The sequence below is a fragment of the Streptomyces sp. NPDC007025 genome, assembly GCF_042869455.1.
Classification (GTDB): Bacteria; Actinomycetota; Actinomycetes; order Streptomycetales; family Streptomycetaceae; genus Streptomyces.
The window spans coordinates 24,613-46,963 of record NZ_JBIAFT010000004.1; the positions used below are offsets into that span (position 1 = coordinate 24,613).

Genomic DNA, 22,351 nt, shown 5'->3' on the forward strand with positions numbered 1-22,351 from the left:
GCAGGAATCGGCAGGGAAGCGGCAAGGAAGCGGCTTGGAATCGGCATACGAAAGAGGTGGGATGCATCCGCGGAATCCGCGGGTACACCCCACCTCTTGTTCTGTGGAGCTAAGGAGAATCGAACTCCTGACCTCTTGCATGCCATGCAAGCGCTCTACCAACTGAGCTATAGCCCCAGATCTCTGGTCCGCCGGGGTTTCCCCTCGGCGGCTTCGCCAGCTTACACGGGGTACACCGCCTTCTGCCAAATCGCTTTCCGCGACACCGGGACCGGTGGGCGGCCCCGCCGTACCAGGTCCCGGCCCCGGCAGTCGGTACTGTCGGCCCGTGAGCACCTCGCGCCGCCCCGTCGGGAGCGCAGCGCCACCGGCACCCCGGGCCGGCCGCCGTGTCCAGGACCGGCTGCTGCGGCGGCCGATGGCCCCGGCGCTCGCGGTGTCGCTGCTCTCCTTCGCCGCCTTCTGGGCCGCGCAGCACGCCACGGACCCCTCGATGATCGACCTGATGGTCTACCGGGCCGAGGGCCGGGCCGTGCTCGACGGCCACGACCTCTACGCGATGCGCGCCACCTACGCGGACCTGCCCGCCACCTATCCGCCGTTCGCCGCGCTGCTGTTCCTCCCCCTGACGCTGCCGGAGGTGCCCGTCCTGCGTGCGGCGGCGACCGTCTCCGGCCTCGTACTGCTGGTGACCCTGGCGCACCTGTCGCTGCGCCTGCTGCACCGCCCGCTGCACGTCCCGCGGCCGGCCGCAGCCCTGGGCGTCGCCGCGGTCGCGGTGTGGTGCGAACCGGTGTGGACCACACTGCGCTACGGGCAGATCAACCTGCTGGTGGCCGCCCTGGTGCTGTGGGACCTCACCCGCCGCCCAGGGCAGCGCTGGGCGGGGGTGGGCATCGGCGTCGCGGCGGGCATCAAGCTCACCCCCGCGCTGTTCGCCGTCTTCCTGGCCCTGCACGGGCTGGCGCTGCACCGGCCGGCCAGGAGCCGACCGCGGCCGCGGCACCCGGACGGCCGGGGCGGGCCGGGAGGACCGGAGCGCTGGGAGGGACCGCGGAACCCGTGGCTGCGGCAGGCCGCCGTCGCGGCAGCGGCCTTCCTGGGTACCGCGCTGCTGTCCGCGCTGCTCCTCCCGCACGACTCCCTGCGCTTCTGGAGCGGAGCCGTGCTGCGACCCGACCGGGTGGGACGGGCGGAGCTCACCGACAACCAGTCGCTGAACGGGGTGGCAGCGCGGCTGCTGCACACCGGGGACCCGGGCGGACTGTGGCTGGGCCCGGCCCTCCTCGCAGCCGTGCTCGGCCTGGGAGCGGCTGTGGCCGCGGCCCTCGCGGGGCGCCGCGGTCTGCCGAACGCGGCCGCCTGGTCCACCGCCGCCTGTGCCGTCACCATGCTGCTGATCAGCCCGATCTCCTGGTCGCACCACTGGGTGTGGTGTCTGCCGCTGACGCTCCTGCTGGTCGTGGAGGCGCAGCGGCGCCGCAGTCTCCGCTGGTCGGCCGGAGCGCTGCTGGCGGCCCTGGTCTTCTGGTCCTACGTGCCGTGGTGGGTCCCCCGGGACCCGGACGCGCCGCGCCCTCCCGAACTCCACCAGAACGGGGCCGAGATACTGCTGTCGGCCTGCTACCCGCTCGCGGGGGCGGTGTTCCTCGCCGTCACCGCCGTGGTGGCACTGCGGGTGTTGTGCGGAAGAGGGGCCGGGCACCGGCCGGGCGGCGCGCCGGGGACAGCAGGGGCGGCAAGGACAGCGGGGCACGTCGGCGCCGCGGGCGGAACTCAGGCCGTCGCGAAGGAGTAGAAGCGCTTCAGCGTGCAGTGCGCCTCCAGCAGGCGGCCGTAGATCGGCTCGCCGTCCAATTCCCGGTAGGTCTCGATCGGGTCGCCCTTTATGATCAGCGCCCGCGCGCAGTCCTCGCACCAGTACTGGTAGGCACTGTTGACCGGTTCCATGTCACGGACGATCGGGGTGCCGCTGCCGCACCAGTCGCACTTCCTGCTGTGGGCGCCCATCGCTCAGTCAGCTCCAGATGTGGCCGCATGCCGTGCACACGTAGGAAACTCCTCCGTTGTCGCCGAGCACTTGGGCGACGTTCGCCGAACCGCAGGACGGACACTGCAGATTGCCCGGAAGACCCGGCCGGTGCTCCGCGCCGGGCGGGGGCCGTACGCGCGCGGGTCCGGTGCCGTCCTCGCCGAGGACCGTCGCCGACATCCCACTCGCCCCTCCCCTTCCCCCTGGGCTCCCCCTTCCAGCCGCCCCGATTCTGCCACGTTCCGGCGTCCGGGCTAAGGGCCGGTCAACCTTCCCCCGTCTCTCCTCCTACCCCGCGCACCGCTCCGCTCAACGCGCCCGCCCCCGCCGCGGCGAGTGACACGACGGCCAGGGCCGCGCAGGTGAGCGTGAGCGCGTGCGCCGAGGTCGCGGGGGTGACCGGGGCGCTCTCGACGTGCTCCAGGAAGACGGCGCCGAACAGTGCCACCCCGCTCAGCAGGCCGAGCTGCGCGGTGGTCACCAACAGTCCGCTGGCGTCGGCCGCTTCGCTCTGCCGCACCCGCGCCAGGGCGCCGGAGAGCACCGGGTTGTAGGCCAGGGACATGCCGATTCCGCTGACGCTCAGGCAGACGTAGAGCCACGGGCCACCGTCCCCGCCGCCGGACAGAAGCGCCCCCAGCCACCCGAACGAGACCGCGGCGGCCAGGAACCCGGTGGCCGACAGCCGGGGGTGCCACGACTGCGGCAGGCGTCGCCAGACCATTCCGACCAGCGCGAAGAGCCCGGCGGTCGGCACCATCGAGACCCCGGCGAGCAGCGCGCTCTTCCCCAGCCCGGTCTGCAGATGCAGCATCACCACCAGGACGAAACCGGCATTGACCGCCATCATGCAGAAGATGCGCAGCACGGCCAGCGGCACACCAGGAGCCCGCAGCACCAGCGGGGAGACCAGCGGCCGGCCGCCGCGGCGGGACAGCAGCAGTTCGTACCGTCCGAAGACCGGGGCGAGCGCGGCGCACAGCGCCAGGGACGCCCATCCCCACAGCGGCCAGCCCTGCTCCCGCCCCAGCACGACGGGGACGGTGAACAGCAGCAGCACCGCACCGAGCAGGATCAGCCCCGGCAGGTCCAGCGCCCGCCGCTCCTCGGCGCCGCCCCTGGGCTCGGTGCGCACCCGCAGCAGCGAGGGCCCCGCGAGGAGCAGGGCGGCACCCACCGGGACGTTGATCAGGAAGACCGGGCGCCAGCCCCAGCCGAACAGGTCGGCGCTGACCAGCACCCCGCCCAGCAGCTGGCCCGCCGCCGCACCGACGCCGAGCACGGCGGCGTAGGCGCCGAGCGCGCGGCTGCGGGCGGCTCCGGTGAAGGTCCGCTGGAGCAGGCTGAGGACCTGCGGCAGCATCACGGCACCGCCCGCGCCCTGCACCAGCCGGAAGGCGATGAGCCAGCCGGTGCCGGTCGCCAGACCGCAGGCGAGCGAGGCGCCGGTGAAGAGGGCGAGGCCGCACAGGAACATCCTGGCGTGCCCCAGCAGGGCACCCAGCCGGGCTCCGGTGATCAGCAGCACCGCGTAGGCGAGGGTGTAGCCGGCGATCACCAGTTGCAGCCCCGCGCCCGAGGCGTGCAGATCCGCGCGCAGATCGGGGGCAGCGACGTTGACGATGAAGGTGTCCAGCAGGGCCATGAACTGACCGCTGAGCACGATCGCCAGGAGCCACCCGGGGCGCGGGCCCCGACGCGCGTGGCCGCTGCCGGAGGCCGAGTCCCTGGCGGGACCCGGTCCGCTGCCGGGAACGGAACGGCGGTCGGCGGCGTGGTCTTTACTGAGGCCGCGGGCAGCGGATTCCGGGTGCCGCGGTGCGGGTTCCGTCACCGGTGCGGATTCGGCCGCCGGCGCGCGTTCCGCGGCCGGTGCGGAGGTCCCCGCGGCGGCCGACGCCGGGAGGGGCGAAGAGGACGGCGGGGAGGACGAGGTGGATGTCATGCGGGAAGCCTGGCCGGACGGCCGCGGGGCTCACGAGAGCGTGCCGATGCTGGTACTGACAGCACCTGGCAGCCGGTGCGGGCTGCCGCGACGATGGAGGATGTGACAGTCATCGCCGAGAGACGAACGGAGCCGCGAGCGGCCGGCGGTGCCACCGGAGCGGCCCGCCATACCGCCCGGCGCCGCAGATCCGAACTGGCCGCGTTTCTGCGCAGCCGCCGCGCCCGGGTCTCCCCCGCCGACGTGGGGATGCCCGCGGGACTCCGCCGCCGCACCCCCGGGCTGCGCCGTGAGGAGGTGGCCCAGCTCTCCGGGGTGGGGGTGACCTGGTACACGTGGCTGGAGCAGGGCCGTCCGATCAACGCCAGTGCGCAGGTCCTGGACGCGGTGGCCCGCACGCTGCGGCTCGACGAGGCCGAGCGCGATCATCTGTACCACTTGGCGGAGGTGCCGCGTCCGCCGTCGCCGGAGCGGCTGGCCGAGGCCGTCGACCCGGAGGTGCACCGCATCCTGGACGCGATGGACCCGATGCCGGCGGTGGTCTACAACGGCCGCTACGACGTGCTCGCCGCCAACGCCGGGTACCGGGCGCTGTTCCCGATGGTGGATCTGGTGGGGCAGCCCGAACGCAATGTGCTGTGGCAGCAGTTCGTGGCCATGCCGCCGTGCTGCTGCGCGCTGCTGGACCGCGAGGCGGAGCTGTCGCTGATGGTGGCGACGCTGCGCGGCAGCTACGGGCGGCACGTCGGCGAGGCCGCCTGGGAGGAGTTCCTGGCGCGGATGTGCGAGGCGAGCGCGGAGTTCTCGAAGCTGTGGCGCAGCGGCGATGTGGCGCCGCCGGGGGCGCGGGTGAAGATGGTGCAGCACGCCTCGGTCGGCCGGCTGCGGCTCAGCTCGACGTCGCTCCAGATCAGCGGTGCGTCCGAGGCCCGGATCGTGGCCTATGTGCCGCACGACGACGAGTCGGAGCGGCTCCTGGGGCTGCTGCGGACGATGGACGATCCGATGATCGGCTGCCAGGAGCACGCCGAGCCGCTGTCCCGGGTCCGGGAGCGGATGCTGCGCACGGGCAGCAGCAGGTGCGATGACGCCGGGGGTGCGAAGGCGCGGTGATCCGGCGTCCGCGAGGGTCGCGCCCGGCGCGTGCACCGGGGCCGCACGGCAAAGATCCCGCTCTCCGTGGCGGAGGGCGGGATCCTGGGTTGTGGAGCTAAGGAGAATCGAACTCCTGACCTCTTGCATGCCATGCAAGCGCTCTACCAACTGAGCTATAGCCCCGGGCTGCGGCACCGGAGCGCCGCGGACGATCTGAAGCTTAGCGGGTGGCCGGGCCGAATGAGAAATCCGGTGGCACATCGCTGCCCTCCGGCCCTCTGCCGCCCCTCGGGCCCCGGTGGCCCCTGCGTTCCCGACGGTCCCGTCCGGTGAGGTCAGTCGTCGTCGCCGAGCACCGGCTCGGGCAGGCTGCCCGCGTTGTGCTCCAGCAGCCGCCAGCCGCGCGGCGTCTCGCCCAGCACGGACCAACTGCAGTTGGACAGCCCGCCCAGCGACTCCCAGGTGTGCGGCGGCAGCCCGATGAGGCGGCCGATGGTGGTGCGGATGGTGCCGCCGTGACTGACGACGACGAGCGTGCCGCTGTCCGGGAGCTTGTCGACTCCGCGCTCCACCACGGGTGCCGCCCGCTCGGCGACCTCGGTCTCCAGCTCACCGCCGCCCCGGCGCACCGGCTCGCCGCGCTTCCAGGCGGCGTACTGCTCCGCGTAGCGGTCGACGATCTCCTCGTGCGTGAGCCCCTGCCACTCGCCCGCATAGGTCTCACGCAGGCCCTCGTCGTAGGTGACGCCGAGCCCGGTGAGCGCGGCCAGCTCCGCCGCGGTGGCCGTGGTGCGCCGCAGGTCCGAGGAGAGGATGGCGTCCGGGCGCAGCGCCGCGAGCAGCCGTGCGGCCCGGCGGGCCTGGTCGAGCCCCGATGCGGTGAGCGGGATGTCCGTCGTTCCCTGGAACCGGCGTTCGAGGTTCCAGGCCGTCTGGCCGTGCCGCCACAGGACGATCCTGCGGTCCCGCACCGCCCCCGTGCCGTTCAGCGCAGCTCTCCGTCCAGTTCGCCGGCGGACCCGGCGCCGGCCCCCGTCGCCTCGGCGTGCTCGGCGCCCTTGCCGCGGGTCGCCACGGCGTCCTCGGGCAGCTCCAGCTCCGGGCAGTCCTTCCACAGCCGCTCCAGAGCGTAGAAGACCCGCTCCTCGCTGTGCTGGACATGGACGACGATGTCGACGTAGTCGAGGAGCACCCAGCGGCCGTCCCGCTCGCCCTCGCGGCGCGCGGGCTTGGCGCCCAGCTCCTTGTTCAGCCGCTCCTCGATCTCGTCGACGATGCCCTTGACCTGCCGGTCGTTGGGCGCCGAGGCGAGCAGGAAGGCGTCGGTGATGGCGAGCACGTCGCTGACGTCGTAGGCGACGATGTCGTGCGCGAGCTTGTCGGCCGCCGCCTGGGCGGCGGTGCTGATCAGCTCTAGGGAACGGTCCGTGGCGGTCACAGGTGAGGCTTTCGGGTCGGGAACATCTCGTGTTCCAGGGTCTCACGGCCGCGCGACCGGATTTCGGCCCCGTCACGGCGGCCGGGGACGGTGCGCGCGACCGGCAGCCGCCGCGCGCGACCGCCGTCACCCCTGGTAGTCGGCGCCCAGCACCACCGTGACATCGGCGTTCGCGGCCCCCTCGGCCTTGCGCACCGCGCTGCCGGGCAGATCCAGCGTCTTGGCGATCCCCTCGGCCTCGGCCTTCCGCGCAGGCTCGGCGTAGGTCACCAGCGAGGTGGCGCGGGTGGCGCCCGTGCCGGCCTTGACCACGGTGTAGCCGCCGTTGACCAGCGCCGCGGAGGCCGTGCCGTCCAGGCCGCGCCTGCCGCTGGCGTTCTTCAGGCTCACCCGGGGCACGGCGTCCGGATCGGAGTTCTTGACGCTGCCGCCGAGGACCTTCTTCACGATCCGGTCGCCGGCCTGGCTGCCGAGCGTCCCGTCGGCGCGCACGGGAAGCGTCCGGGTGCGGTAATCGCCCTGCTTGGCGCGGTCCGCCAGCGCGGCCAGCGCGGAGCCGAGCTGGGCCTCGGACAGCGAGGGGTCGGGAATCTGGCCGAGGGACTCGACGGTCCTGGTGGCCGCCGACGCGTCGGCGGAGATCTTCTTCAGCAGCGCCTGCATGACCTGCCCGAACCGGGCGAGCTGCGCGGTCTGCGGTTCGCTCCGGGCGCGGTAGGTGGCGTAGGCGACCGCGGCGCGGCCGTCCAGATCCTGGTCGCCACCCTTCTCGACCTGCGGTTCCGCGCCCCGCTTCGCGCCGGGCACGGTGGTGTCGGTGTCCAGGGTGATACCGCCGACCAGCTCGACGAGGTTCTCCAGGAACGGGGTGTCCAGCCGCCAGGTGCCCTTGATGTCCGAGCCGAGCAGGGTGTTCAGCGCGTCGCGGGTGGGTCCGGCGCCGCGGTCCTGCACGGACTTGCCGAGGGTGGTCGTGCTGCCGTTCCCCGCGGAGACGGCGAGCGCGTTGGGCAGCAGCAGGGTGGAGCCCTCGCCCGCGCCCTCGCTGTCCACGAGCAGGGCCGTCGAGCTGGCGCCCCCCTGCTCCCGCAGGTGCAGCACGATCACATCCCGCTGCTCGCCCGCCGCGGCGCCGCCCTCGCTGTCGTCGCCCCCGGTGCCCGGCAGCAGGCCCGCGTACCAGGCCCAGCCGGTGCCGCCCACCAGCAGCAGGGCGAGCACGACGACGAGTGCCACGCTCCGGTTCCGGCCCCGGCGCCTGGCCTCCTCGCGGCGCTCGGTGCGGCTCTCGGTGAACTTGAGCCAGTCGATGACGTCCTCGGAGTCGTCGCTGGTCTCCTCGACGAACGAGAACTGCTCGGTGCGGTACGCGTCCTCCTCGCCGGAGGGGGCCGCTTCCTCCCGGCCCCGGCCGCCTCCCCCGCCGTGCGGGGGCTGCTCCTGCGGGGACGGCCCGCCCTGCGCAGGCACCCGGTCGGCCTGCCGGGAGTCCGCCTCGGAGTAGGGCGCGGGCTGCTGGTGCTGCTGGGGGTGCGCCTCCGGGTACGGCACGGCCTGCTGGGGCTGCGCGCCCGCGTACGGCGCGCCCTGCGGCGCGTGCGGAGCCTGGTGGCCCGGGTGGCCGCCCTGCTGCTGCGGATAGCCCCCGTACGGGTCGTAGCCCGCCTGCTGCTGCCCGGGGACCTGGGCGTAGGGGTCGTAGGCCGGATACGGTTCCTGCCCCGGGTACGCCCCCTCGTGCGGCATTTCCTGCGTGCGGTGGACGGGCCTGCCGTACTCGTCGTAGCCGATGATCTCGGGCCGGGAGCCGTAGGGGTCGTATCCGTAGCCGTCGCTCACGCTCGCGCGTCCCCCTCCGCGTCCCGCCGGTACAGCGCACGCTTGTTGATGTACCGCACGACCCCGTCGGGGACCAGGTACCAGACCGGGTCACCGCGTTCCACCCGGGCGCGGCAGCCGGTGGAGGAGATGGCCAGCGCGGGGACCTCCACCAGGGAGACGCCGCCCTGCGGCAGCCCGGGGTCGGCCAGCGCGTGGCCGGGCCGGGTGACGCCGATGAAGTGAGCCAGCGAGAAGAGCTCTTCGGTGTTGCGCCAGCTGAGAATCTGCGAGAGCGCGTCGGCGCCGGTGATGAAGAACAGGTCGGTGTCCGGATTGGCCTCGGCGAGTTCGCGCAGCGTGTCGATCGTGTACGTCTTGCCGCCGCGGTCGATGTCGATCCTGCTCACCGAGAACTGCGGGTTCGACGCCGTGGCGATGACCGTCATCAGATAGCGGTCCTCGGCGGGCGACACCTGCTTGTGGCTCTTCTGCCACGGCTGCCCGGCGGGTACGAACACCACCTCGTCGAGGTGGAAGCGGGCCGCCACCTCGCTCGCGGCCACCAGGTGGCCGTGGTGGACGGGGTCGAAGGTCCCGCCCATCACACCGAGTCGCCGCTTACCGGTCCCGGGCACTATGTCCTCTCCCATGCGGGGCGACTCTACGCTCAGCGGTCCCGGTTGAAACGCGTGGTGATCCACAGCAGCAGGATCAGCGCGAGGAGCGCGCCACCACCGGTCAGATAGGGGCTCAGGCTCTCGTGCTGACCGCCCTCGCCGTGCTCGCCCCCCGAGGCGAGGGACAGCAGGGCGTCGTGTGCGGTGCTGGACAGAGTCATCGTCGGCGGAAACCCATCCCGTGAGGCGCGGACAGTCGGCACGCGGTCCCGCGGCCGACACATGCGACGGGAGCGGAACTGCGCAGCCACATCGTAAGCGTGGACCCTCCGGGCGCTCACCCCGACTCATCCGGACGCAACGGGAAGGCCCCGCTCCGCGTCCCACCTTCCAGGGTCCCGCGTTTTCGGACCGGGCCGGGCCGAGGAGCCGGATCCGGTGCGTGCAGGGCCCACGGGCCCAGCGGAATCCGGACGAGAGGCTCTAGTGTGGACAGCCCAGTCGACGAGGGGGAAACACCATGACAGACGGCACAGGCGGCACCGAGCGCCTGCCGGGCCGTGAGCGGCGGCGCTTCGAGGGGATCTCCTCGCGTGCGTACGAACACCCGACCGACCGCTCGGCGCTGGTGGCGCTGCGCAAGCTGAGCGGCTTCGACACCGTGGTCAAGGCTCTCAGCGGCCTGCTTCCCGAGCGCAGCATGCGGCTGCTGTTCCTCTCCGACTCGGTACGGGTCAGCGACCAGCAGTTCGCCCACCTCAACGCCATGCTGCGGGACGCCTGCTACATCCTGGATCTGGAGAAGATCCCGCCGATGTACGTGACCCAGGACCCGAAGCCCAACGCGATGTGCGTCGGCATGGACGAGCCGATCATCGTGCTCTCCACCGGGCTGGTCGAGCTCCTGGACGAGGAGGAGATGCGCGCCGTGATCGGCCACGAGGTCGGGCACGCGCTCTCCGGCCACGCGGTCTACCGGACGATACTGCTGTTCCTGTCCAACCTCGCCTTCAAGGTCGCCTGGATCCCGCTGGGGAACGTCGCGGTCATGGCGCTGGTGACGGCGCTGCGCGAGTGGTTCCGCAAGTCCGAGCTGTCCGCCGACCGGGCCGGGCTGCTGGTGGGCCAGGACCTGCAGGCGTCGATGCGCGGGCTGATGAAGCTGGCCGGCGGCAACCACCTGCACGAGATGAACGTCGACGCCTTCCTGGCGCAGGCCGAGGAGTACGAGGCGGGCGGGGACCTGCGCGACTCCGTGCTGAAGATCATGAATGTGCTGCCGCGCTCGCACCCCTTCACCACGGTGCGCGCCGCCGAGCTGAAGAAGTGGGAGGCCAGCCGCGACTTCCAGCGGATCATGGACGGCCACTACCCGAAGCGCGCCGACGACAAGGACACCTCGGTGCGGGACTCCTTCCGGGAGTCGGCGAACCACTACTCCGAGACGGTGCGCAACAGCAAGGACCCGCTGATGGGCTTCGTCCGCGACCTGGCGGGCGGCGTCGGCGACGTCGGCGGCCGGCTGCGCGACACCTTCACCGGCCGCGGCGGCTCCGAGGGCCAGGGCGGCGGCAGCGGTCCGGCTAACGGCTCGGCCGGTAAGGACGATCCGGGCTCGGGCGAGCGCTAGCCGCCAGCAGTCCGCACACCGAGGCGGCGGACCGGCCCCGCGCGTACGGGTCGGTCCCCGCCTTGCCCGCGTCCTCGGCCCGCTCGCCCGCCAGCAGCGGCGCCAGCGCGTCGGAGGGGTCCTCACCGCAGTTCATCGGCCCCGCCCGCATGGCGACCTGGCGCACGGTGACCTGATGCTCGCGCAGGTCCTGCCGCTCGAAGCGGAAGCGCACCTCCCGCCGTACGGAGAAGAGGGAGGCGTTCCGCGGGGGCTTCCCGGCCGACCCGCTGTCCGCGTTCTTCCCCTCGTCGCCGTCGGCGGGCCGCACCGCGTAGACGAAGACGTGGTCGGCGGTGACCTCCAGCCCGTCGCCGACCTCCTCGACGGCGAGGGTGCCGTCGACCCGCACCTTCGAGCTGGCCAGCGTCGCCTTGCCGCGGTCGAGGCGCACCATCCAGGCCGTGGCGCTGCGCCGCCCGTCATCCCGCGGGTGCTCCACGCTGCGGTCGAACTGGCGCTGCTGGCGGGGATTGAGCAGCAGGCGCACCGGCCGCACCGCGCCACCGGTGAGGACGTCCGGGTCCAGGGAGCTCTCCACGATGTAGTCCTTGGCAACGGTCAGCGCCGACAGCACCTGGCTCTCCGAGAAGTGGTCGCTGCTCCGAACGGGTGGCAGTGCCACTCCGTCGGCCCCGGTCGCGAACCGCGCCGCGGGGCTGTTCTCGAACAGGTCGCCCGGGGTGCCGCCCGGGACCCGGCCGGTGGGGGCCAGCGGCAGCACATCGCTGCGCAGGGGGTCGGCGCCGGTCCGGACCGAGGAGGGGTAGGGGTTCCGTATGCCCATGTAGATGGCGGTGCCGAAGGCCAGCACGATCAGCGCCACCAGGACCAGCCCCTGCCGGGAGAAGCCCAGGCCGGTCCGGCCCCGGCGCTCGGCGTGCGAGCGGGCGCGGACCGCGGCGTGCTCCTCGTCCGCCATGCGCTCCTGCGCGGAGAACTCCTGGAGCCGCGCAGCCTTGATGAACGACTCGTCGAACACCAGGGATCGGTACTCGTCGTCGCCGTCGGGACCGCCGTCGGGCGTCCCGTCAGGAGGATCCACTCGCCCGGCCATAGCACCAGGGTAGGACCGACCGGGCGGACGTGAACGGCGCGCCTCCGGCCAACTTGCGGGACCCCGCGCGGTCTGCTCCTCGGGCGTCGCCGGGCCCCCGCGGTGCCGGACCGGCCGGGTGGACCGGGGCTTCGAGCGGCCCTCGCGACGCCGGGTGGGGCGGCCCGTCAGCCGCCGGGCGGCTCCACGGCGGGGACGGGGGAGACCGCGCCCGGGCCGTCCCGGTCCACGCCCGTGGTGGCGGGCGGCGGGGTCGGATCCTGGCGCTGGTCGGAGGTGCCCCGGTAGACGGCGGAGAAGGCGAGCGCCACCATCCCGATGCCCATCACCACGGCGAGCACCCAGGCGACCGGCCGCTGCCACTCGCGGTGGCCGCGGTAAGGGCGCGGCCCCTGGTGCGGCACCGGGCGGCGGTGGGCCCGGTACCCGAAGTCGGAGCCGTGCTCGTGGCCCGGCTGCGGTTCGGGCGGGCCGCCCTCGGCGCGCTCGTACTCCACCCGGTACTCGGAGCGGTCGAAGCGGCCCTTGTCGTCGGGATCGTCGTCGAAGTCACCGTCGAAGGGGTCGTCCGCCTCCGCGAACTCCTCGTGCGGGATCTCGCCCTCGCCGCGCGGACAGCCGAAGCCGTCCTCGACGCCGCGGAAGGGCTCGCTCTCCGCGCGCGACCGGTCGGAGGCGTGTATCCGTTCGGCCGCGCTCGGTTCGTGCACCTCAGCGGCGCGTACGAAGTCCTCGTCGAGCACCACGGAGGCGAACTCGTCGTCCGCTGCCCCGCGGTCGCGGTACTCGGGCTCCTCGCCGTCCGGGAACGGCCCGCCCCCCACGTCGTCCGGCACGCCTTCCAGCGTAGACCTATGCGGTCAATTTGGGCAGGGCCGCCGGGAACCGGGCGGAAAATCGGTGCCGTTCAGTCGCGGACGTGCCCGTCCCCGGTGACGACGTACTTGGTGGAGGTGAGTTCGGGCAGGCCCATGGGCCCCCGCGCGTGCAGTTTCTGCGTGGAGATCCCGATCTCGGCGCCGAAGCCGAACTGGGCCCCGTCGGTGAACCGGGTGGAGGCGTTCACCAGCACGGCGGCGGAGTCCACCAGCGCGGTGAAGCGGCGGGCGGCCGCGGTGTCGGACGTGACGATCGCCTCGGTGTGCCCGGAGGACCAGGTGCGGATGTGCTCGACGGCGGCGTCCAGGGAGGGCACCACGGCTGCCGCGATGTCGTAGGACAGGTACTCGCTCGCCCAGTCCTCGTCGGTCGCCGGCAGCACCGTCGTCCCGGCGGGGCCGGCCGCCGTCTGCCAGGCGGGGTCGCCGTGCACGGTGACGCCCGCCTCGGCGAGCGCCTCGAGGGCGCGCGGGAGGAAGGCGTCGGCGATCCCGGCGTGCACCAGGACGGTCTCGGCGGCGTTGCAGACGCTGGGGCGCTGGGCCTTGGAGTTGACGAGGATCGCCAGCGCGGTGTCGAGGTCGGCGCGCTCGTCGACGTAGACATGGCAGTTGCCGGTGCCGGTCTCGATGACGGGCACGGTCGACTGCTCCACCACGGTCCTGATCAGCGAGGCGCCGCCGCGCGGGATCAGCACGTCCACCAGGCCCCGGGCACGCATCAGCTCGGTGACGCTCTCCCTGCTCTCGCCGGGCACCAACTGCACCACGTCGGCGGGGAGTCCGGCCTCGGCCACCGCGTCCCGGGCGACCGCGACCAGCGCCGAGTTCGAGGCGTGCGCGGACGAGGAGCCGCGCAGCAGCACGGCGTTGCCGGACTTGAGGCAGAGCGCCGCGGCGTCCACGGTGACGTTGGGGCGGGCCTCGTAGATGATCCCGACCACGCCCAGCGGTACCCGCACCTGGCGCAGCTCCAGCCCGTTGGGCAGCGTCGAGCCGCGCTGCACCTGGCCCACCGGGTCGGGCAGCGCGACGACGTCGCGCACGTCGGAGGCGATGGCCGCGACCCGCTCCGGGGTGAGCGTGAGCCGGTCGACGACGGACTCCGCCGTGCCGGCGGCGCGCGCCTTGGCGACGTCGTCGGCGTTGGCGGCCACGATCTCCGGGGTGCGGGCCATGAGCGCGTCGGCGATCGCCAGCAGCGCGCGGTCACGGGTGGTACGGGGGGCCGGGGCGAGGTCGGCCGCCGCTGCCCGCGCACGGCGGGCCGCCTGGCGGACGGGGGTGTCCGGGGTCTCGGATGCGCTCATGGCGCGCATCGTAGCCGGGGCGGGTGCGGGGCGGCGCCGGTGTCTCAGCGGCGGCCGTACGCGCGGCGCCGCGCCGCGGGCGCCGGGGGTCAGAACGGGTGCACGCCCACCGTGCTGACGGGCGGCGGGCCGCAGCCCTCGGCGACGCGCCGGCGGTAGGTCTCGCGTCCGATCACCTCGAGCCCCACGATCTCCCAGGGCGGCAGCCCGGCCGAGGAACGGTGCTCGCCCCACAGCCGCAGCGCCACGGCGGCGGCGTCGTGCAGGTCCTGGGCCTCCTCCCAGTAGCGGATCTCGGCGTGGTCGTCGGCGTAGCGGCTGGTGAGCAGGAACGGGTGGTCGTGCGCGAGCCGTTCGAGCGCGCGCCGTACGTCCCCCAGCGGCGCGTCGCGACCGGCGACGTTGAGCGTGACGTGCCAGAGCCGGGAGTCGACTCGTTCCTCGGGCTGGGGGGAGGGCGCCGTTCCGACGCCGGCCAGTCGTCCCACCGGTGGCCTCCTGGAGTGGTGCTGGTGCTGCCCTGGTGTCTTCCGTGCGTGCTGCTGGTCTCGTTCCGTACTGCGGGCGGTACGCTGCGTGCACGTGCGGGTGCACGTGCTGCTTGCACCGCCCGAGTCAAAGTTGACCAGCCCCAGGGCGCGCGCGGGACCGTTTTGCGGAAGGTGTCCGTGGAAAGGCTGGACTTTTTCCCGGCCGCCCGAATGTGGCGCCCGATTCGGAGCCCGGCGGACAGCTCCGGTCAGCCGCGCAGCAGCACCAGGTCGTCCCGGTGCACGACCTCGCGCTCATAGGCCGGCCCCAGCTCACGGGCCAGCTCATGGGTGGTGCGGCCCAGCAGCCGCGGCAGCTCCTTCGCGTCGAAGTTGACCAGCCCGCGCGCGACGGCCCGGCCCCGGCCGTCGCGCAGCTCGACCGGATCGCCCGCCGAGAAGTCGCCCTCCACCCCGGCGATCCCGGCGGGCAGCAGCGAGGTGCGGCGGTCCACGACGGCCCGCACGGCGCCTTCGTCCAGGGTGAGTGCCCCGGTGGGCGTGGAGGCGTGCGCGAGCCACAGCAGCCGCCCGGCGGCGCGTCGGCCGGTCGGATGGAAGTAGGTGCCGGTCTCCCGCCCGGCCAGCGCGTCGGCGGCGTGCACGGCGGAGGTGAGCACCACGGGCACTCCGGCGCCCGCCGCGATGCCGGCCGCCTCCACCTTCGTGGCCATGCCGCCGGTGCCCACCCCCGCGCTGCCCGCGCTGCCGATGTCGATGCCCTCCAGATCGGCCGGGCCGCGCACCTGAGCGACCCGGCGGGTGCCGGGGGTGGTGGGGTTGCCGTCGTAGAGGCCGTCCACGTCCGAGAGCAGCACCAGCAGGTCGGCGCGGACGAGGTGGGCGACGAGCGCGGCGAGCCGGTCGTTGTCGCCGAACCGGATCTCGTCCGTGGCCACGGTGTCGTTCTCGTTGACGACCGGAACGGTGCCCATGGCCAGGAGCTGGTCCAGGGTGCGGTAGGCATTCCGGTAGTGCGCCCGGCGGCTGGTGTCGTCCGAGGTGAGCAGCACCTGGCCGACCCGGCGGCCGTAGCGCGCGAAGGACGCCGTGTAGCGGGCCACCAGCAGCCCCTGGCCGACGCTCGCCGCGGCCTGCTGGCGGGCCAGGTCCCGGGGGCGCTTGGCCAGCCCCAGCGGCGCCAGTCCGGCTGCGATGGCGCCCGAGGAGACCAGCACCGTCTCCCGCGGGGTCTGCCCGGGCTCGGCCTGCTGAGCGCCGATGTGCTTGGCGAGCACGTCGACGAGAGCGTCCACCCGGTCGGCGTCCAGTCCGCCGGCCGCGGTGGTCAGCGAGGAGGAGCCGACCTTGACGACCACGCGGCGCGCCTCTCGCACCGCCTTGCGGGCTGCCTGCCCGCTCTCCGCGGCCTGCCCGGCAGGTCCCGGGGGCACCGCCGTGCCCGGTGCGCCCTCGGCGGCGCCCGCCGCGTGCCCTGTTCCGCTGTCTCGTGCCACGCCCGTACGTACCCCTCGCGCCTGTGCCGCCGCGGCGGGACGCGCGGCTCGACCGGGCGACGGGTGCGCCCGGTGGAGCCGTGACCCGCCGTGCTCTCGGGTCGCAATCTACGTCAGCGCCGGTCCGGGCCGCTCATCCGTTTCACGCAACGGACGCGTGAGGATGGTTACGTTTGACCAGGTAAGCGCCCATCCTGCGGCGTCGAAGATTGTCACTTGACCCACGGGCGTCATACCGTCAGGGGTCGACCTCGGCCACCGCCACCGGCCACCCCCTTCGCAGACCCTCTATCTCCATGCCAGGAGCCCAGCCCGTGCCCTCTGCCGGACTCGCCACACGACGCGCCGTGCAGCTCGCGGCCCTGCTCGCGCTCGCGGTGTTCTACACCGTGCAGCTCGCCGGAGCGCTGCTGCCGAACGTGCCCGTCTTCGTCGCCGCCTCGCTGGCGGGACTCGCCCTCGACCTGTACCTGACACACCGGCAGCCGGGGCTGCTGGCGCTGCTGGGGAAGGTCCGCTTCGATGTCACCACGCGGCAGCTCCTCCGCGACATGCTGGTGATCATCGGCCTGGTCCGGATCCCGGAGGTACCGCCGGACATAGAGCGTCCGCTCACCCTGCTGCTGCTGGCCTCCTACGCCGCGCACTTCCTGTGCCAGGCGGTGGCCCAGCTCGTGCGCCGCACCCGCACCCTGCCGGTCGTCACGCGCAACATCGACACCTCGTCGCTCCACCTCACCCACGCGCCGTCCCGCCTGCTGGCCCGCCAGCCCAGCCGCAGGCTGCTGCGCTTCTCCATCCCCGGCACCCTGGGCCTGACGCTCAGCGCGAGCCTGGCGGTGGAGGAGTGGGGGCTCGTCGGCGTGAGCTGCACCCTGCTGCTCTCCCTGGGCAGCGCCTTCTATCTGGCCACCTGGCTGCTGCCGAAGAAGCGCTCCAAGGGCGAGCAGGAGGTGATGGCCTGGCTGGACGCGTGGCTGGCACGGTACAAGCCGACCACGGGGATGTACTTCTCGGGCGGGACGACGTCGGCGTACCAGGCGAACATGTGGCTCTCCACGCTGGCGGAGCTGGAGGGGCGGCCGCTGCTCGTGCTGCGGGAGCGGTTCATGGTGCAGAAGATCGACGCCACCGACGTCCCGATCGTCTGCATCCCCAAGGTCTCGCATCTGATGCACCTGGAGCACTCCACGCTCAAGGTGCTGCTGCACCCGGCCAACTCCGGCAAGACCTCCCAGGTCCTGCGGATCCCCACCCTCAAGCACGCCTTCATCAACCACGGCGAGTCCGACAAACTCTCCTCCTGCAACCCCTACGCCAAGGCCTACGACCAGGTGTGGGTCGCCGGAGAAGCCGCCCGCGAGCGCTACCGGCTCGCCGAGGTCGGCGTGGACGACAAGGACATCGTCGAGGTCGGCCGCCCCCAGCTCACCCCCATCCGGCACGCCGACGAGCGCGCCGCCGCCCGGGACGGGTACACCACGGTGCTGTACGCCCCCACCTGGGAGGGCTGGGACGGCAACCCGGGCAACACCTCGGTGCGACTGGCCGGCGAGAACATCGTCAAGGCGCTGCTGGCCGACCCGAAGGTACGGCTGCTGTACAAACCGCACCCGATGACCGGCTCGGTCGACCCGCGGGCCGGCGCAGCCGACCAGCGCATCCGCGCCCTGATCACCCAGGCGAACGCGGCCCGCAACGGCCCGCGGCGCGGTGCGGAGGCCGCGGCCGAGCTGGAGCGGCGCACCGCGGAGCTGGACCGGCTCTCCACCACGGCCTTCCGCGCCAGCGCGGACGAGATGGAGCGGATGAAGATCCAGGGCACGCCCGAGGACGGCAATGCCGAGCGGGTGCGCGCGGCGACCGAGGCGTGGGAGGCGGCCTACTGGGCGTCCTTCCCCGACTGGGAGCACCAGATCGTCGACGGCCCGCGGCCCGGGATCTTCACCTGCTTCAACCAGGCCGACCTGCTCGTCTCGGACGTCTCCTCGGTGGTCTCGGACTACCTCACCAGCGAGAAGCCGTACGCGGTCGCCAACACCAGCGGGATGACCGAGGACGAGTTCCGGGGCACCTTCCCGACCGTGCGGGCCGGCACCGTGCTCAGCCCCGACGCGCGGCAGCTCCCGGAGCTGCTGGAGTCGGTCCGCGCCCCGGAGAAGGACACCATGGCGCAGGCCCGCCGGGAGCTGAAGACCCATCTGCTGGGCCCCTCGGACCCGCCCTCGCTGGTCCGTTTCAACGCCGCCGCGCTGGAGCTGGCGGCCGAGGCCGAGGCGCGCAACGTGCGCGTCGCGCGGCGCACGGCGGAGATCCCCGGGCAGCGCGAGCTCCAGGAGGCCGCCGAGGAGGCCGAGCTGGAGGCGCCGGGCACGGCGGATCCGGAGGACGCGGTCTCGACCTGAGCCGTCGGCCGTCGGCTGCGCGCCGGACCGGCTCGCGGGGCTGATCCCGCATCCGGCAACCGCGTATCCGGCACTGCCACCCCTACGGGTGGCGCAGGGACAGCACACCGGCGCACAGGAGCGCGGAACGGTGCGGGGCCCCGAGAGGAGTTCACCTCTCGGGGCCCTTCCGTCTCTCGGTATCCCACTCATCACATCAGCACCAGAAGGTGGCTCAATGCCCTGAAAGCGGCGACCGCACGTCCCTACGCTCGCTGGCGGCCCGGCCCGCAACCCCGCACCATCCGCCGGGCCCCGCACCACCAGCCAGGAGGGGACGCACGTGAGACACCCGAGAACCGCCGCAGCACCACTCGCCCTGCTCCTCTGCGCGGGGCTGCACCTCGCCGCTCCCGCCCCCGCGGCGGCCGCCCTGCCGGGCAAGGGACCGGGCACCGGGCCGGTGTTCAATCAGCCCGACGGAACGGCCGCCCAGCAGCGCGCCATCCGCAGCGACCTGCTGGCCCGGATCAAGGCCGCGGCCCCCCGCTCCACCATCAAGGTCGCCCTGTACCACTTCTGGGACGCCGAGGTGGCGCGCGCGCTGGCCGCGGCCCACACCGCGGCCGGGCGGCACGTGCGGGTCCGGGTGCTGCTGGACGAGTCCAGCGTGAGCGCGATGCCCTCCAGTACCTCCTACGGCATCCTCCGCAAGGCGCTGGGCACCGACCGGTCGAAGCGCTCCTTCGTCGCGCTCTGCCCCGAGGGGAAGTCCTGCCTGGGCAGGCCAGGCGCGGGCCCGTCGATCGCGCACAACAAGTTCTGGCTCTTCTCGCACACCGGCGGCTTACGGAACGTCGTCGTACAGACCTCCTCGAACCTGTCCACCGGCAGCTACACCAAGTTCTGGAACGACGCGCTGGTCGTGTTGCAGGCCCGCCTCCACGCGGCCTACAGCCGGTACTTCGACAACGCCGCGGTGGCCGACTGGCGCGACTGGCGCTACACCCGCACCGCTGCCGCCCCCTACACCGGCTACTTCTTCCCCCGGCCGGACGGCGGGGACACCGTGCGCGCCCTCCTGGACAACGTCACCTGCCGCTGGAGCGACGCCCGCGGCAGCCATCGAACCAGCGTCCGGCTGGCCATGTTCAAACTCACCCGGCAGGGCGTCGCCGACAAGCTCGCCGAGCTGCAACGGCAGGGCTGCGCCGTGGACATCGTCTACGCCGAGAGCGACAGCGAGGACAGCACCGGCTCCCCCGGCACCTGGGAGGCGCTGCACGCACCCGGTGGTCCGGCCATGCGCTGCCTGCACTACGACGACGACGGCGATCCCGCGACCTCGCGGGAGGTCGTCCACTCCAAGACGCTGCTGATCTCCGGCCGCTACGCGGGGGCCGCCGGCGCCCTGGTGTGGACCGGCAGCCACAACTACTCGGGCCCGGCCCTGACCAAGAACGACGAGACGCTGCTGAAGGTCGACGATCCGGCGGTGCACGACGCCTACCTGCGCCGGTTCCTGCGGCTGCGGGCCGCGGCCCGCCCCGGGCTCGCCGACGACACCCCCCGCTGCAAGGGCGTGAGTCCGCAGCCGGAGGACTGACGGCACACCCGCGGGACGGCAGGGGCGGGGGCCCGGCCGCGGGGCGGCGGGGAGCCCGGCCGTCCCCGCGGTGTGCCGGTGCCCCGGCCATGGTGCCGCGGGCCGGGGGGACTGCCCTGCGGACGGCCGCGCGCCGGTGACGGCCGCGGCCGGTCCTCACTCGAAGGGGTCGAAGTCCTCGTAGGCACCCAGGGATTCGTCCCGCTCCGCCTCACGGTCCCGGCGGCGCTGCGCGGCCGGACGGGGCGCGTCCATGCGCTGGTCCTCGCCCCGGCGGCCGAGCATCTCGGCGCCGGTGACCATGGTGGGCTCCCAGTCGAAGACCACGGCGTTCTCCTCGTCGCCGATCGCGACGCCGTCGCCCTCGCGGGCCCCCGCCTTCCACAGCTCGTCCTCGACACCGAGGCGGGCGAGCCGGTCGGCGAGGTAGCCGACCGCCTCGTCGTTGTTGAAGTCGGTCTGCCGCACCCAGCGTTCGGGCTTCTCCCCGCGCACCCGGAAGAAGCCGTCCTCGATCCGGGTCACCGTGAAGCCCGCGTCGTCGACGGCCTTGGGCCGGATGACGACCCGGGTGGACTCCTGCGCCGGACGTGCCGCGCGCGCCTGGTCCACCAGACCGGCCAGCGCGTACGACAGCTCCTTGAGTCCCTGCCGCGAGACGGCGGAGACCTCCAGGACGGGGAAGCCGCGCTCCTCCAGATCGGGCCGGATGATGTCGGCCAGGTCCTTCCCCTCGGGGATGTCGGTCTTGTTGAGGACGACGACCCGCGGCCGGTCCTCCAGACCGCCGTAGCGGGCCAGCTCCGCCTCGATCACGTCCAGGTCGGAGACGGGGTCGCGGTCGGTCTCCAGCGTGGCGCAGTCCAGCACATGGACCAGCACGGAGCAGCGCTCGACGTGCCGCAGGAACTCCAGGCCGAGGCCCCTGCCCTCGCTGGCGCCGGGGATCAGACCCGGCACGTCCGCGATGGTGAAGACCGATCCCCCGGCGGTGACCACACCGAGGTTGGGCACCAGCGTCGTGAAGGGGTAGTCGGCGATCTTCGGCTTGGCCGCGGAGAGCACCGAGATCAGCGAGGACTTGCCCGCACTCGGATAGCCGACCAGCGCGACGTCCGCGACCGTCTTCAGCTCCAGGACGACGTCCCGGGTCTCGCCGGGCTCGCCCAGCAGCGCGAACCCGGGCGCCTTGCGCCGGGCGGAGGCCAGCGCCGCGTTGCCGAGTCCGCCGCGGCCCGCCCGGCCCGCGACGAAGGTGGTGCCGGCGCCGACCATGTCGGCCAGCACCTCGCCGTGCCGGTCGAGGACGACGGTGCCGTCCGGTACCGGCAGCACCAGATCCTTGCCGTCCTGTCCCGAGCGGTGCCCGCCCTCACCGGGCCGGCCGTTGGTGGCCTTGCGGTGCGGGCTGTGATGGTAGTCCAGCAGCGTGGTCACGTCCGGGTCGACGACGAACACCACGTCACCGCCGCGGCCGCCGTTGCCGCCGTCGGGGCCGCCCAGCGGCTTGAACTTCTCCCGGTGCACGGAGGCGCAGCCGTGCCCACCGCTGCCCGCGGCGACATGCAGCTCGACGCGGTCCACGAAGGTGGTCATAGGGGGTGCCTCCAAGGCGTGCTCTGGGGTGGTGGTGCCGCGGCTCCGTGCGAGCCCCGTCGCGCGGGAACGCTGTCCGCGTCCCCGGCGCCGTCCCGGTCCGGGGGTCGTCCGCCGACGGCCCCCGGCCCGAACGCGCCGAGGGCGGACCCGCTTCCCGTGCGCGGGCCGCGCGCACGGGAGATGGAGTCCGCCCTCGGTGTGGAGAGTGTGCCGTCCGGCTGCTTACCGAGCGGCCGGGACGACGTTCACGACCTTGCGGCCGCGGTGGGTGCCGAACTGCACCGCACCCGCGTCCAGCGCGAACAGGGTGTCGTCGCCGCCGCGGCCGACGCCCGTGCCCGGGTGGAAGTGGGTGCCGCGCTGGCGGACCAGGATCTCACCCGCGTTGACGACCTGACCGCCGAAGCGCTTCACGCCGAGGTACTGCGGGTTGGAGTCGCGACCGTTCCGGGTGGACGATGCGCCCTTCTTGTGTGCCATCTCTCCTCAGTCCTTACTTCTTGGCCGGGGCGGGGATGTCGGTGACCTTCAGCGCGGTGTGGAGCTGGCGGTGACCGATGCGCTTCTTGTACCCGGTCTTGTTCTTGTACTTCTGGATCCGGATCTTGTCGCCCTTGTGGTGGTCCACCACCTCGGCCTGGACCTTCACGCCCGCCAGGACCCAGGGGTCGCTGGTGACCGCGTCACCGTCGACGACGAGCAGGGTCGAGAGCTCGACGCTGTCGCCGACCTTGCTCTCGGAAATACGGTCAACCTCGATGACGTCGCCCACAGAGACCTTCTGCTGGCGCCCGCCGGTGCGCACGATCGCGTACACGCGGAACTCTCTCTCGCTCGTGTCGGAACTCCTGACGCCAGCCGCCCGTCCGCGCGAGAGCGCGCGGAACTGATCCGGAAGGATTGAGCGGCCTCT

The 22,351-nt window shown here is 73.2% G+C and carries 21 protein-coding genes and 2 tRNA genes; 5 read left to right on the forward strand and 18 right to left on the reverse strand.

What is annotated here, in order from left to right; translation table 11 throughout:
- Positions 1-104: 104 nt before the first annotated feature.
- Positions 105-177 (reverse strand) — tRNA-Ala (locus tag ACFYMO_RS08930).
- Between the two features lie 151 nt (positions 178-328).
- Between ACFYMO_RS08930 and ACFYMO_RS08935 the strand changes: the two genes are divergently transcribed.
- Positions 329-1,798: a glycosyltransferase 87 family protein gene (locus tag ACFYMO_RS08935; RefSeq protein WP_388545277.1), complete on the forward strand. Its 1,470-nt coding sequence runs from the start codon at positions 329-331 to the stop codon at positions 1,796-1,798.
- Here the strand turns inward: ACFYMO_RS08935 and ACFYMO_RS08940 are convergent.
- The 3 genes from ACFYMO_RS08940 to ACFYMO_RS08950 form a co-directional block, all read right to left on the reverse strand.
- Entirely contained in the window at positions 1,777-2,010 is a 234-nt protein-coding gene (locus ACFYMO_RS08940) for a hypothetical protein (RefSeq protein WP_019358162.1), read from the reverse strand. The genes ACFYMO_RS08935 and ACFYMO_RS08940 overlap by 22 nt on opposite strands.
- A 7-nt stretch (positions 2,011-2,017) precedes the next feature.
- On the reverse strand, positions 2,018-2,212 hold the full coding sequence (locus tag ACFYMO_RS08945; protein ID WP_388545281.1) for a hypothetical protein: 195 nt from the start codon (positions 2,210-2,212) through the stop codon (positions 2,018-2,020).
- 85 nt (positions 2,213-2,297) lie between these two features.
- Positions 2,298-3,695, reverse strand: a complete 1,398-nt coding sequence (locus tag ACFYMO_RS08950; protein WP_366774505.1) for an MFS transporter — start codon at positions 3,693-3,695, stop codon at positions 2,298-2,300.
- 375 nt (positions 3,696-4,070) lie between these two features.
- Here ACFYMO_RS08950 and ACFYMO_RS08955 point away from each other — a divergent pair, with 375 nt between their 5' ends.
- Positions 4,071-5,090, forward strand: coding sequence for a helix-turn-helix transcriptional regulator (locus tag ACFYMO_RS08955; RefSeq protein ID WP_366774504.1), 1,020 nt, complete (start codon positions 4,071-4,073; stop codon positions 5,088-5,090).
- A 92-nt stretch (positions 5,091-5,182) separates the two neighbouring features.
- Here ACFYMO_RS08955 and ACFYMO_RS08960 read toward each other — a convergent pair.
- The 6 genes from ACFYMO_RS08960 to ACFYMO_RS08985 all read right to left on the reverse strand — a co-directional run bounded on the left by ACFYMO_RS08960 (position 5,183) and on the right by ACFYMO_RS08985 (position 9,169).
- A tRNA-Ala gene (locus ACFYMO_RS08960) sits at positions 5,183-5,255 on the reverse strand.
- A 152-nt stretch (positions 5,256-5,407) separates the two neighbouring features.
- Entirely contained in the window at positions 5,408-6,043 is a 636-nt protein-coding gene (locus tag ACFYMO_RS08965; RefSeq protein WP_366774503.1) for a histidine phosphatase family protein, read from the reverse strand.
- 14 nt (positions 6,044-6,057) lie between these two features.
- Positions 6,058-6,510 (reverse strand): ribosome silencing factor, encoded by a 453-nt coding sequence (gene rsfS / locus ACFYMO_RS08970; protein WP_366774502.1) that lies wholly within the window; start codon positions 6,508-6,510, stop codon positions 6,058-6,060.
- A 126-nt stretch (positions 6,511-6,636) separates the two neighbouring features.
- Entirely contained in the window at positions 6,637-8,349 is a 1,713-nt protein-coding gene (locus ACFYMO_RS08975) for a LytR C-terminal domain-containing protein (RefSeq protein ID WP_366774501.1), read from the reverse strand.
- Positions 8,346-8,981, reverse strand: coding sequence for a nicotinate-nucleotide adenylyltransferase (gene nadD / locus ACFYMO_RS08980; protein WP_026004905.1), 636 nt, complete (start codon positions 8,979-8,981; stop codon positions 8,346-8,348). The genes ACFYMO_RS08975 and nadD overlap by 4 nt, the downstream gene beginning before the upstream one ends.
- A gap of 17 nt (positions 8,982-8,998) precedes the next feature.
- Positions 8,999-9,169, reverse strand: coding sequence for a hypothetical protein (locus ACFYMO_RS08985; RefSeq protein ID WP_175488449.1), 171 nt, complete (start codon positions 9,167-9,169; stop codon positions 8,999-9,001).
- A 299-nt stretch (positions 9,170-9,468) separates the two neighbouring features.
- On the opposite strand from ACFYMO_RS08985, the gene ACFYMO_RS08990 reads away from it, so the two are divergent.
- A complete protein-coding gene (locus tag ACFYMO_RS08990) occupies positions 9,469-10,578 on the forward strand; it encodes a M48 family metallopeptidase (protein WP_366774500.1) in 1,110 nt (369 codons plus the stop codon).
- On the opposite strand, the gene ACFYMO_RS08995 is transcribed toward ACFYMO_RS08990, so the two are convergent.
- From ACFYMO_RS08995 to proB, 5 genes are all read right to left on the reverse strand, one after another.
- Entirely contained in the window at positions 10,532-11,674 is a 1,143-nt protein-coding gene (locus ACFYMO_RS08995) for a hypothetical protein (protein ID WP_366774499.1), read from the reverse strand. The genes ACFYMO_RS08990 and ACFYMO_RS08995 overlap by 47 nt on opposite strands.
- 167 nt (positions 11,675-11,841) lie before the next feature.
- On the reverse strand, positions 11,842-12,510 hold the full coding sequence (locus ACFYMO_RS09000) for a hypothetical protein (RefSeq protein ID WP_388545288.1): 669 nt from the start codon (positions 12,508-12,510) through the stop codon (positions 11,842-11,844).
- Between the two features lie 71 nt (positions 12,511-12,581).
- A complete protein-coding gene (locus tag ACFYMO_RS09005; protein ID WP_388545291.1) occupies positions 12,582-13,871 on the reverse strand; it encodes a glutamate-5-semialdehyde dehydrogenase in 1,290 nt (429 codons plus the stop codon).
- An 80-nt stretch (positions 13,872-13,951) separates the two neighbouring features.
- Positions 13,952-14,491, reverse strand: a complete 540-nt coding sequence (locus ACFYMO_RS09010; protein WP_388545667.1) for a hypothetical protein — start codon at positions 14,489-14,491, stop codon at positions 13,952-13,954.
- A 110-nt stretch (positions 14,492-14,601) separates the two neighbouring features.
- Positions 14,602-15,786, reverse strand: coding sequence for a glutamate 5-kinase (gene proB / locus ACFYMO_RS09015; protein WP_388545670.1), 1,185 nt, complete (start codon positions 15,784-15,786; stop codon positions 14,602-14,604).
- Positions 15,787-16,163: 377 nt separating this feature from the next.
- Between proB and ACFYMO_RS09020 the strand changes: the two genes are divergently transcribed.
- Both ACFYMO_RS09020 and ACFYMO_RS09025 read left to right on the forward strand, forming a co-directional pair.
- Positions 16,164-18,254 (forward strand): hypothetical protein, encoded by a 2,091-nt coding sequence (locus ACFYMO_RS09020; RefSeq protein ID WP_388545293.1) that lies wholly within the window; start codon positions 16,164-16,166, stop codon positions 18,252-18,254.
- A 322-nt stretch (positions 18,255-18,576) separates the two neighbouring features.
- Positions 18,577-19,839, forward strand: a complete 1,263-nt coding sequence (locus ACFYMO_RS09025; protein WP_388545296.1) for a phospholipase D-like domain-containing protein — start codon at positions 18,577-18,579, stop codon at positions 19,837-19,839.
- A 156-nt stretch (positions 19,840-19,995) separates the two neighbouring features.
- Here ACFYMO_RS09025 and obgE read toward each other — a convergent pair whose 3' ends face one another.
- The 3 genes from obgE to rplU form a co-directional block, all read right to left on the reverse strand.
- The gene (obgE, locus tag ACFYMO_RS09030; RefSeq protein ID WP_366774494.1) at positions 19,996-21,435 is read right to left on the reverse strand and encodes a GTPase ObgE; all 1,440 of its coding nucleotides are present in this window, start codon (positions 21,433-21,435) and stop codon (positions 19,996-19,998) included.
- Between the two features lie 225 nt (positions 21,436-21,660).
- Positions 21,661-21,918, reverse strand: a complete 258-nt coding sequence (gene rpmA, locus ACFYMO_RS09035; protein WP_366774493.1) for a 50S ribosomal protein L27 — start codon at positions 21,916-21,918, stop codon at positions 21,661-21,663.
- A gap of 13 nt (positions 21,919-21,931) precedes the next feature.
- The gene (gene rplU / locus ACFYMO_RS09040) at positions 21,932-22,255 is read right to left on the reverse strand and encodes a 50S ribosomal protein L21 (RefSeq protein WP_019358143.1); all 324 of its coding nucleotides are present in this window, start codon (positions 22,253-22,255) and stop codon (positions 21,932-21,934) included.
- Positions 22,256-22,351: the final 96 nt, after the last annotated feature.

Bases quoted from the DNA above. Each gene is read 5' to 3' on its own strand.
- ACFYMO_RS09005 (WP_388545291.1), bottom strand. From the start codon at position 13,871: ATGCGCGCCATGAGCGCATCCGAGACCCCGGACACCCCCGTCCGCCAG.
- rpmA (WP_366774493.1), bottom strand. From the start codon at position 21,918: ATGGCACACAAGAAGGGCGCATCGTCCACCCGGAACGGTCGCGACTCC.
- ACFYMO_RS08985 (WP_175488449.1), bottom strand. From the start codon at position 9,169: ATGACTCTGTCCAGCACCGCACACGACGCCCTGCTGTCCCTCGCCTCG.
- ACFYMO_RS08940 (WP_019358162.1), bottom strand. From the start codon at position 2,010: ATGGGCGCCCACAGCAGGAAGTGCGACTGGTGCGGCAGCGGCACCCCG.
- obgE (WP_366774494.1), bottom strand. From the start codon at position 21,435: ATGACCACCTTCGTGGACCGCGTCGAGCTGCATGTCGCCGCGGGCAGC.
- nadD (WP_026004905.1), bottom strand. From the start codon at position 8,981: ATGGGAGAGGACATAGTGCCCGGGACCGGTAAGCGGCGACTCGGTGTG.
- ACFYMO_RS08995 (WP_366774499.1), bottom strand. From the start codon at position 11,674: ATGGCCGGGCGAGTGGATCCTCCTGACGGGACGCCCGACGGCGGTCCC.
- ACFYMO_RS08945 (WP_388545281.1), bottom strand. From the start codon at position 2,212: ATGTCGGCGACGGTCCTCGGCGAGGACGGCACCGGACCCGCGCGCGTA.
- ACFYMO_RS08990 (WP_366774500.1), top strand. From the start codon at position 9,469: ATGACAGACGGCACAGGCGGCACCGAGCGCCTGCCGGGCCGTGAGCGG.
- ACFYMO_RS08955 (WP_366774504.1), top strand. From the start codon at position 4,071: ATGGAGGATGTGACAGTCATCGCCGAGAGACGAACGGAGCCGCGAGCG.